General features: G+C 69.2%; 9 protein-coding genes. 3 read left to right on the forward strand and 6 right to left on the reverse strand.

All coding sequences use genetic code 11. The annotated features are described in order from the left end of the window. Together dmpG and KVT44_RS54910 are read right to left on the reverse strand one after the other, a co-directional pair. The coding region (gene dmpG / locus KVT44_RS54905; RefSeq protein WP_308314421.1) for a 4-hydroxy-2-oxovalerate aldolase at window positions 1-929 on the reverse strand (929 nt) is incomplete at its 3' end. Continuing rightward, complete coding sequence (locus KVT44_RS54910) at window positions 926-1,843, reverse strand: acetaldehyde dehydrogenase (acetylating) (protein ID WP_217576676.1); 918 nt, start codon at window positions 1,841-1,843, stop codon at window positions 926-928. The genes KVT44_RS54910 and dmpG, both read right to left, overlap by 4 nt. 219 nt (window positions 1,844-2,062) lie before the next feature. Here KVT44_RS54910 and KVT44_RS54915 point away from each other — a divergent pair, with 219 nt between their 5' ends. After that, window positions 2,063-2,863, forward strand: coding sequence for an IclR family transcriptional regulator (locus KVT44_RS54915; protein WP_217576678.1), 801 nt, complete (start codon window positions 2,063-2,065; stop codon window positions 2,861-2,863). Between the two features lie 30 nt (window positions 2,864-2,893). Here KVT44_RS54915 and KVT44_RS60940 read toward each other — a convergent pair whose 3' ends face one another. Next, window positions 2,894-3,973: an extradiol ring-cleavage dioxygenase gene (locus tag KVT44_RS60940; protein WP_308314422.1), complete on the reverse strand. Its 1,080-nt coding sequence runs from the start codon at window positions 3,971-3,973 to the stop codon at window positions 2,894-2,896. Between the two features lie 507 nt (window positions 3,974-4,480). Here KVT44_RS60940 and KVT44_RS54925 point away from each other — a divergent pair. Further along, entirely contained in the window at window positions 4,481-5,356 is an 876-nt protein-coding gene (locus tag KVT44_RS54925; RefSeq protein WP_308314423.1) for an NAD-dependent epimerase/dehydratase family protein, read from the forward strand. Between the two features lie 943 nt (window positions 5,357-6,299). Here the strand turns inward: KVT44_RS54925 and KVT44_RS54930 are convergent. Beyond that, on the reverse strand, window positions 6,300-6,662 hold the full coding sequence (locus tag KVT44_RS54930) for a helix-turn-helix domain-containing protein (protein ID WP_217576682.1): 363 nt from the start codon (window positions 6,660-6,662) through the stop codon (window positions 6,300-6,302). A gap of 121 nt (window positions 6,663-6,783) precedes the next feature. Here KVT44_RS54930 and KVT44_RS54935 point away from each other — a divergent pair, with 121 nt between their 5' ends. Next, entirely contained in the window at window positions 6,784-7,452 is a 669-nt protein-coding gene (locus KVT44_RS54935; RefSeq protein WP_217576684.1) for an FMN-dependent NADH-azoreductase, read from the forward strand. A gap of 180 nt (window positions 7,453-7,632) precedes the next feature. Here the strand turns inward: KVT44_RS54935 and KVT44_RS54940 are convergent, their stop codons facing one another. Together KVT44_RS54940 and KVT44_RS54945 are read right to left on the reverse strand one after the other, a co-directional pair. Then, window positions 7,633-8,730 carry an NAD(P)-dependent alcohol dehydrogenase gene (locus KVT44_RS54940; RefSeq protein WP_217576686.1) on the reverse strand — a complete coding sequence of 366 codons (1,098 nt, stop codon included), beginning with the start codon at window positions 8,728-8,730 and terminating at the stop codon, window positions 7,633-7,635. 90 nt (window positions 8,731-8,820) lie between these two features. Next, window positions 8,821-9,626, reverse strand: an 806-nt coding sequence (locus KVT44_RS54945) for an aldehyde dehydrogenase family protein (RefSeq protein WP_217576688.1), incomplete at its 5' end; no start/stop codon positions are given.

The following is a 9,626-nucleotide window of genomic DNA, read 5'->3' on the forward strand; positions in this document are numbered from 1 at the left end:
AGGAGGCTGGAGTACACCCCGGCGTACCCCTGGGTGAGCGACGCGCGGCCCATCCAGGACAGCCGTGGGATGTAGGGCCGTAGGACTTCCTGGGCCGCCGCTGCCGCGCGCTGCGGGTCCACGCCGGTGTCCACGCCGAGCCGGTCGGAGGCCGCCGCCAGTACCTCGGTGGGAGAGTTGCCCGCTCCCGCACCGAGAGCGCACAGCGCGCCGTCCACCTGGCGGGCGCCGTTCTGGTAGGCGAGTACGGAATTGGCGACCCCCAGAGACAGGTTCTGATGGCCGTGGAAGCCGACCTCCGCCTCCGAGCCGATCTCGGCCACCAGCGCGGAGATACGGTCCTGGGCCTCACCCAGCCCCCGGGCGCCGGCCGAGGCGACGACGTAAACGCACTGCGCGCCGGCGTCCACCATGATCCGGGCCTGCTCGGCGGGGGCGGCCGGGCCGACGCGGTGCGGGGGCATCAGGAAACCCACGGTCTCCATGCCCAGGTCACGGGCCGCCCCGAAGTGCTGGACCGAGACATCCGCCTCGGTGCAGTGGGTGGCGTTCCGGGCCACCGACGCACCGACGCCGTGCGCGTGCTTGAGGTCCTCGATCGTGCCCACCCCGGGCAGCAGCAGGACCGCGATCTGCGCCCGTACCGCCTCGTCCACGGCAGCGTTGATCAGTTTGATCTCATCGGTGCGCGAGAAGCCGTAGTTGAATGACGAGCCGCCGAGCCCGTCGCCATGGCTCACCTCGATCACCTGCACCCCGGCCGTGTCCAGTGCGGAGACGGTCGTACGTACCTGTTCCTCGGTGAACCGGTGTCCCATCGCGTGCGACCCGTCGCGCAGCGTGGAGTCCGTGATGCGCAGCGGAGCTGGATCCTGACGTTCCGTCCGACCTTCCTGCCGCAGATTCGTGTCCTGCTCCGGCCGGTTCACGCGGCCACCGCCCTCTCGGTTGCCATCAGTTCGCCGACCCGGGCGGCGGCGGCCGTCATGATGTCGAGGTTGCCGGCGTAGGGCGGCAGATAGTCGCCGTTGCCCCGCACCTCCAGGAAGACCGCGACCCGGGCGTTGCCCTCCCACTCCTCGCGCGGGTCGTCGTACTGGGGGTCGGCCCGCAGGGTGTAGCCGGGGACGTACTTCCGTACCTCGGCGACCATCCGGTGGACGGACTCGCTGATCGAGTCCCGGTCGGCGTCGGGCGGGATCGCGCAGAAGACCGTGTCCCGCATGATCATGGGAGGATCCACCGGATTGAGGACGATGACGGCCTTGCCGCGCCTCGCACCTCCGACCTGTTCGAGTGCCAACGCCGTGGTCTCGGTGAACTCGTCGATGTTGGCCGGGGTGCCAGGTCCGGCGGACCGTGAGGCGATCGACGCCACGATCTCCGCGTACGGCACGGGCACCACGCTCGAAACCGCCGAGACGATGGGGACCGTCGCCTGTCCGCCGCAGGTGATCATGTTGACATTGGTGGCCGTCAACTGGTCGCGCAGATTGACCACGGGGCAGACCAACGGCCCGACCATGGCGGGGGTCAGGTCGACGGCCGTGATGCCGGCCTCGGCGAAGCGTGGCGCGTTCGACTGGTGCGCTCTGGCGCTGGTCGCCTCGAAGACGAGGTCAGGCAGCGGTGACTGCCGAAGCAGCCAGTCCACGCCCTCCGCGGACGCCTCCACGCCTCGGGCCCTCGCCTTGGCCAGACCCTCGGACGCGGGATCCACGCCCACCATGTAGGCGACCTCGACGGCCTGTGAGCGCTGCAGCTTGACCAGGAGGTCCGTGCCGATATTGCCGGGGCCGACGATCGCGGCCACCGCCCTGCCGGCCGAACTGGCTGACGCCATACTCGGCTCCACCTTTCTTGTTGCGACCGCCATGTGCGGCGGTTCTTGTCCGACGTTAGGAGGCCGGGCGGCCGAGCGCCGGTCCGTGTTCCGGGCGCCGGAACAGTTTCTGCGGCAGACCTCGGAAAACCGTCCGTAATGTTCCGGCAACGTGCCCATTGACAGTCGTCCAGTGGTTTTTTAGGCTTAAACCTCAATGGCGAAAAGCAGGGGTGGCGAATGATCCAGCACCAGGCAGCCGAAACGGCGGACCCCACCGAAACGTCATCGATACTGTGGACGGCTCGCCACATCCTCGGCGCTTTCAGTCATCATCGGCGGTTGATGACACTCAGCGAGATATCCCGGGCGAGCGGCGTCCCCAAATCAACGGTGCACCGCGTGATCGCCAGGCTGATGGAAATCGAGGCGGTCGAGCGCCACGGTGACGGCTACCGGATCGGTATGTCGCTGTTCGCCCTGGGCTCGTACACGCCTGAGAGTGCCCTGCGCGACATCGCCATGCCGCACCTCGAAGAGCTGCACACCCGCTCCCGGCAGACGGTCCACCTCGCCGTACTGCGTGGTACCGAGGTGGTGTACCTGGAGAAGCTGCGGCATCCCGCCTCCACCCCGTCACCGTCGCTCGTCGGGGGACGCAATCCCGCTCACTGCACGGCGGTCGGCAAAGTGCTGCTGGCAGCGCAGGACGAGGAGGAATCAGACAGGCGGCTGCGCGCGAAGTTGGAGACGAGGACCGCTCGCACCATCACCGATCCGTTGCGGCTGCGTTCGCAGCTGACCGGGATTCGCGCGGCGGGCATTGGCGTGGAGCGGGGCGAGGCGGCTGCCGGCCTGGCTTGCGCGGCGGTTCCGGTCAGCGCCGGCGGCCAGACGGTCGCCGCGGTCTCGGTGGCCTTCCCGGCCTCGGCGGGCAGCGGTGAGGTCTTCCACAGCCTGCTGCGCGAGACCGCGGCGCGAGTCTCCCGGTCCCTGTCCGCCCAGTGCACAGGTGAGTGGTTCCGCTCTCCCGTGCACTGAGCCCGGCACCCCGAGGGCGCCGCGCGACCGTCACGACGAGGCCGACTCCTGGAAGACGGCGAAGCACTTGTTGGAGTTGAAGATCCCGGTCTCCACGAAGGTGCTCCAGGACAGATCGAGCCCCAGCTCCTGGACGGCCCCCAGCAGGCAGAACCAGTTGAGCATCTCGTGCTGGCCGGCGGCGACGACTTCCTTGGTGGTCACGGCGGTCCAGGCGGCGTAGTCGCCGGCCACCATCGCGTCGTAAAGCCTGCGGTCGGCCTCGGTGTCCGGACGCAGATGCCACGCTTTGTCGTTGAGGAAGGCATGCGACCAGCTGGACGACGCCACCAGCGCGACCCGCTTGTCGCTCTCGCGGATCGCCCGCCCCACGGCCTGGCCCAGTTGAAAGCAACGCCGCGGTGTCGGGCCCGGCGGATCCAGCTGCTCGCCCTTGGTGATCTCGGCGAAGCGCGCCATACCGCCCTTGCGGGCGATGACATGCTCGCCGTAGCAGTTCACCGAGATGGGCACCATCGGATAGGGAAACTTCTTGCCCACGTTCTCGTAATCGAGAAAGACCTGGGTGTTCCCGAAAGCGTGCGGGAAATTGATCCCTTTACGCTGCTCGTAAGAGTAAGCGACGTCTATGCCCGAAGCTATCAAATCGGACACGATCTTCCTGGCGAAAACAGGAGATCCCTGCATCGTGAAAGTTGTCTCGTCGGGCAGCCCCCAGACATTGGGCACCTTGAGCTTGTTCAGGACGCCGAACGGCTCCACCTCGGTATCGTCGTAGGCCAGCACGCAGAACGACGGAATGATTTCCTCGCGGAAATTCTCGTACTGATCGTCACCCCATACCACGAGCACGTCCGGGTTGAAGGCGTCCAGTTCCTCCCGTACCCGGTCCAGTCCGGATCGCAGCTCCCGGCGGTGCTCGGCGGCGGCCCTTGTTCCCTGGTCGTCACCCCACTCCTGACGCATGATCGCGGGCCAGCCGCCCGGGTCCTTCTCCTGCTCCGGGATGTCTGGGTCGCGCAGGGTTCCCTTCAGTAGGTTCGCCATGTGCGTATCGGCGCCCGCCAGCATGGGGTAATGCGTCAGGCCGAGGCCCAGGACTTCCGCCACGGTGTTCTCCTCTCGGTGCCGCGACTTCCTCCGGCTGGCACCGGAGCTGCGGCTCCCGCACAACTCTTGTCCTGGAACTTCGCTGCGGCCACTGGGTGTTCCGGGGGCCGGAACGTTTGCTCCGGCACCTCGCGTCCGAGAGTGACGGCGTCGAGCGCTGATCTCCCTCCATGGGCGGGACTTTGATGTGGCGGGTCATGGGTGTCACCTTGGCGCACGCTGGGAACGACTGTTCGTTCTGACGATAGGAAGACTGTGCGGGTGCGTCAATAGAGGCGTGCCGGCGGTCCGGGATCGGGGGGCGAGCCTTGACCTGGCTTACCGCGGCGGTCCTCGGCGATCCTGGTCCGCTGGTGAAGCGACCTGAGCCGGGCCCTGGGGCTGGGCGGCCGAGCACAGGGCCCGTACTGGACGATCGAGCATGTAACTCGGATTATCTCTCATGGATCGTCCGAGCTGCCCTCTGTACCGTTCTTGGTAGTAGTCAATTACACCACTCAGGAACAGGTGAACACGTTGAAGGTTTTCATCACGGGAGGGTCCGGTTACATCGGCCGCGCCACGATCGAGGTGCTGCGTCGGCAGGGCCATGAGGTGGCCGCGCTGGCCCGCAGTGACGAGTCGGCGCGGACGGTTTCCGAGTTGGGCGCCACCCCCGTTCGGGGCTCGCTCACCGACACCGACGTACTGCGTGAAGCTGCTTCCCAGGCGGACGGGGTCATTCACCTGGGCCAGAACCAGAGCGAGGACACCGGGGACATCGACCGGGCCGCGGCTGCGGCGATGCAGGACGGTGTGGGCAGCGGCCCCTATGTGCACACCGGTGGAGCCTGGATCTACGGCAACACCGACGGTGTGGTGGGCGAGGACGCCCCCTTCGCTCCGCCGCAGATCACGGCCTGGCGTATCGAGAACGAGAAGCGCGTCCTGGCCCGTGCCGAAAGCGGCGGTCACCCGGTCGTGGTGATGCCGGGCATCGTCTACGGCCGCGCCGGAGGCGTACCGCAGCTCCTGCTGGTCAACCAGGGGCGCGCCAACGGAGTTGTCCCGTGCATCGGGGACGGGGACAACCGCTGGGCCCTGGTGCACGTCGAGGATCTGGCGGAGCTGTACGTCCTGGCGCTGGGTGCCCCGGCGGGGTCGGTGTACGCCGGTGCCGGAGGCCAGAACGTGGCGTTCAAGGACATCGCCAACGCGGCCAGCAGCGCTGCCGGCTGCGCGGGGAACGTGCACCATCTGACGCTCGACGAGGCCCGAGGGATGCTCGGCCTCCTGGCTGACGCGCTCGTGTTGGACCAGCAGTTCAGCGGCGAGCGTGCCCGCCGCGAGCTCGGCTGGCGGCCCACGCACCAGGACGCCCTCACCGTGCTGGCGCAGGGCTGACTTCCTCCCGCCGCCCGGTGAAGGGCCGCGCCCGGAGTGACGGCTGCTTGCGTCGTTCGCCGGGCACCGGGGCTTGCGGCCCAATGGGCTGTGCGTCACGGCAGGTGGGGGGAACATGATGAGTCCCGTGCGTGAGCGGTGTGCTGGGATGCAATGGCGTCAGTCGCGGTCAGGCGACATCGTGGGCCCGGGACGCCGGTCGCGCGGCCCCGCGCCGCGCTCGACAGGCTCTGACGGGGAGATCGTCTTCGGTCTGACCGTGCGGCTCGGTATCGAGGAACCCGGGTTCGACCCGGGTTCCTCGATACCGGCCCCGTTTTCTGCGGACTGGGCATGAGTAGCACCTGCTCAGCAGGGCGCTCCGAACGCTCTTGGGCGTCCTGGTCCACCGGGTTCGCTCCGCGTTCAGCGCACAGGGATCGGGATCGTGGTGCGGGTGCGGGAGAGTGGTTTTCCTCGCGTCCTTGACGCCCGGCGGGGCCCGGGCGAGCTGTATCCCGCCGGCGTCGCTCTGGTACTGGCGGGGTGGTGTCGGCCGTCGCCGGATCGGGTGTCCGAGCGCGCGCTGCCCGAACGGCTCATCGGCACCGACGGGCTTGCCCCGTGGGGCATGATGGATCGGTGACCCGGTGGGTACATGCACATTGCACCCTTGGGCGTCCGCCACCGTCGCGCCTCCCCGACCGGGTTGCACGACGGTCTGGGTCGGGCCGGGTCTCCACCGGGCTGGGCCTTGTCGCTGGGGAGCCCGAGCCGCCGGCTCGCCTCGTACCTCGCCCTGGTCGACACCGCCAACCGCATCCCCAACGGCCTCGCTGGACGGGGCTGGACACCACGGTCCGTTTGGTTCGAGGGGACTCGTCGGCACGGTCCTGCGCAACCTCGACGGGTCGGTGGGGCAGGCTCAGTGGATCCTCACGATATGGCCGCTCTCCGGCTGAGTTCAGGCGGTGCAGGGCGCGCCGCCGCCCACCGCGTCGGGCAGGTGCGTATGCGACCACCGGGCGAGTTCCCGTAGGGCGGGCTCGAGGGCCATACCGGCCTCCGTGAGCCGGTACGACACCCGTAGTGGTGGGCCTTCGTCGACCTCGCGTACGACGAGTCCCGCGGCTCCCAGTTCGGTGAGCCGGTCCGAGAGCATGCGTTCGCTGATGCCGGGGATGGCGCGGCAGAGGTCGGCGAAGTGCACCGGCCGCGCCATCAGCACCGCGACGATCGGTCCGGTCCAGCGCTTTCCGAGCAGGGCGAACACGCGCGTGATGGCGGTGTCGACCGTCTTGCAGGACTCTGTCCCAGACTCTCTCATGGGGCCACTTTACTATGACTCCCCTCGGAGCTGAGAAAAAGTAAGCACCTGTGGTATTAGTAGTGGCGTACGGAACGGATGTCTCCCATCCCGTGCTTTCTCACCCTCTCTGGAGATCCCCATGGCAACACTGCTGCACCTGGACTCGTCCCTGTGGCCCGAGTCCGCCTCCGCCTCCCGCTCGGTCACGGCGGCCTTCCGCCAGGCGTGGGAGGAACAGCACCCCGACGGCACCGTGGTCTACCGCGACCTCAGCTCCGACCCGGTGCCGCACCTGGACGCCCTCTCCGCGTCCGCCGGTTTCACCGACCCCGCCGAGCACACCCCGGAGCAGGCCGCGGCTTTCGCCCAGCGTCTGAAGCTGATCGAGGAGCTGGAGCAGGCGGACGTGGTGCTCATCGGCGCCCCGATGTACAACTTCACGGTGCCCTCCACGCTCAAGGCATGGCTGGACCAGGTGGTGGTCGTGGGCCGCACCGCGGGTGTCGAGGACTCCCCGGTCAAGGGCACCCCGGTGCACGTCGTCGCCAGTCGCGGCGGTTCCTATGCCCCCGGCACCCCGCGCGAGGGCTTCGAGCACGTGCAGAACCTGTTGGAAGGGCTCCTCGGCCAGATGCTCGGCATGAAGGTCGACTTCATCGTGCCCGAGCTCACTTCGGCGCACCGCAACCCGGCGATGGCCGAACTGATCCCGCTGGCCGAGGCGTCCAAGGCCAAGGCCCACGAGGACGCCATCCGCAAGGGCAAGACGGCCGCAGCGCAGGCTGCTGCGCTGAAGCCCGCTGTCTGACAACTACTGCCTGACGGCGGGGGCCGGCGCGGTGTCCGCGTTGGCCCCCGCCGTTGCTCCCACACCGTGAGGTCGGCCAGACCCGTGGGCGAGCGTGTTGTCGGCGCCGATGACCGTCCCGGAGTGCCGCGGCTCGGCGGCCACGATCGCGGTGCGGACCTGGTGAGCACGGGCCGGTCGTCAGGTGAAGGTCAGGACGGGTTTGACGACCGCACCGCTGTGCGCTGCCGCCTCCGCCTCGCTGATCTCGGCGAAGGGGAAGGTGCGGATCAGCTTGTCGAACGGGAAGCGTCCCTGCTGCCAGAGTTCGATGAGCTGGGGAATGAGCACCTGCGGCACCGAGTCCCCCTCGAGGATCCAGGTGAGGGTCGGGATCGTATGGAGCACGTGTGCGGGAATCACCAGGTCTCCGCTGCTCATGCCGACCAGGCCCGCGGTGCCGTGCAGGGTGAGGGCCGCGATCGCGCTCGCGATGACCGCGGGGACTCCGGTGGTGTCGAAGGCGTAGTCGACGCCGGCTCCGCCGGTGGCGGCACGGATCTGCTCCGCCACGTCGTGCGCGTCGCCGCGCACCGTGTGGGTGGCGCCCAGTTCCCTGGCGAGGTCGAGGCGGGAGGCATGCAGGTCGACCGCGACGATGGTGGTGGCTCCGACGGCCTTCGCCGCCATGACGGCGGCGAGACCGACGGCCCCGGCCCCGGTGACAGCGATGCTCTCACCAGGGCGCACCCGCAGGGAGTTGAGGACCGCGCCGGCGCCGGTCTGCAGGCCGCAGCCGAGGGGGCCCAGGAGTTCCAGCGGCAGTTCGCGGTCGACCACGACGACGTTGCGTGAGGTGGCGATGGCGTGAGTGGCGAAGGACGACTGGCCGAACCAGCGGGCCGCCACGGGTTCGCCGTCGGAGTCCTCGGCGCCGGGCGATCCGTCGGGTTTGCGGCCGGTGAGGTTGCGGGACATGAATTCGGCGCAGTAGGCGGGGCTACCCGCCCGGCAGCGACGGCAGCGACCGCAGGAGTCGAACGACAGCAGCACGTGATCGCCGGGCTCGATGCCGCCGACCCCGGAGCCCACCGCCTCCACGACACCGGACCCCTCGTGGCCGGGGACGATGGGCAGCAGCCCGGCCATCTCCGGGGAGCGGGGCATGCCGTCGGTGTGGCAGATCCCGACCCCCGCCATCCGTACGAGCACCTCGTCGGGGCCGGGAGTGGGCAGCTCCAACTCCTCGATCCGGTAGGGCTGTGAGCCGTCCCGCAGGACGGCGGCTCGAACCTTCATGGTGGTGCCTTCTCTCTGACTGGATGGACCCCCGGGCCGCCCGGCGGTCTCGTGGGCGGGGTGGGGGTCCATCGGACCCGTCCCGTCGGCTCAACCGGCGAGGTTGATGGACTTGAGGGCGACGTAGGCGTTGAGGCCCTCCGGACCGAGTTCGTGGCCCAGGCCGCTGGTCTTCCGGCCGCCGAAGGGCGCGGTGTGTTCGGGGAGCCAGCCGTTCACGCCGATGGTGCCGGTCTCGACCCGGCGGGACACCGCGAGGCCGCGTTCCTGGTCGGCGGTCCAGACGGAGCCCGCCAGCCCGAAGTCGGAGTCGTTGGCGAGTCGTACGGCCTCCTCCTCGGAGTCGTACGGGAGGACCGCGACGACCGGTCCGAAGACCTCCTCGCGGGCCAGCCGGGACGCGGGGTCGACGTCGGCGAAGACCGTCGGCTCGAAGAACCAGCCCCGCTCCAGGTGCCCCGGTCGGCCGCCGCCGGTCACCAGCCGGGCGCCGTCCCGCAGCGCGGCGGAGACATGGCCCTCCACGCGTTCCCGCTGACGGCTGGTGACCAGCGGGCCCATCGTGGTCCGCTCGTCGGCTGGATCGCCGAGCACGAACGACTCGGCGAGCTGCCGCATCATCGCGAGCACCTCGTCGTGGCGTGAACGGGGGGCGAGGATACGTGAGTTGAGGTAGCAGGACTGGCCGGTGTTGGCGAAGCTGAGGAATCCCAGGCTGGGTGCGACCTGCGCCAGGTCGGCGTCGTCCAGCACGATGGCGGCCGACTTCCCGCCCAGTTCGAGGGTGACCGGCTTGAGCAGAGCACCGCACGACTGGGCGATGATCCGCCCGGCGGCGGTGGAGCCGGTGAAACCGATCTTGGCGACGTGCGGATGCTCGACCAGAGCCTGGCCGG

It is taken from the genome of Streptomyces sp. GbtcB7, assembly GCF_019091445.1.
GTDB lineage: Bacteria > Actinomycetota > Actinomycetes > Streptomycetales > Streptomycetaceae > Streptomyces > Streptomyces mirabilis.

Bases quoted from the DNA above. Each gene is read 5' to 3' on its own strand.
- KVT44_RS54935 (WP_217576684.1), top strand. From the start codon at position 6,784: ATGGCAACACTGCTGCACCTGGACTCGTCCCTGTGGCCCGAGTCCGCC.
- KVT44_RS54910 (WP_217576676.1), bottom strand. From the start codon at position 1,843: ATGGCGTCAGCCAGTTCGGCCGGCAGGGCGGTGGCCGCGATCGTCGGC.
- KVT44_RS54940 (WP_217576686.1), bottom strand. From the start codon at position 8,730: ATGAAGGTTCGAGCCGCCGTCCTGCGGGACGGCTCACAGCCCTACCGG.
- KVT44_RS54915 (WP_217576678.1), top strand. From the start codon at position 2,063: ATGATCCAGCACCAGGCAGCCGAAACGGCGGACCCCACCGAAACGTCA.
- KVT44_RS54930 (WP_217576682.1), bottom strand. From the start codon at position 6,662: ATGAGAGAGTCTGGGACAGAGTCCTGCAAGACGGTCGACACCGCCATC.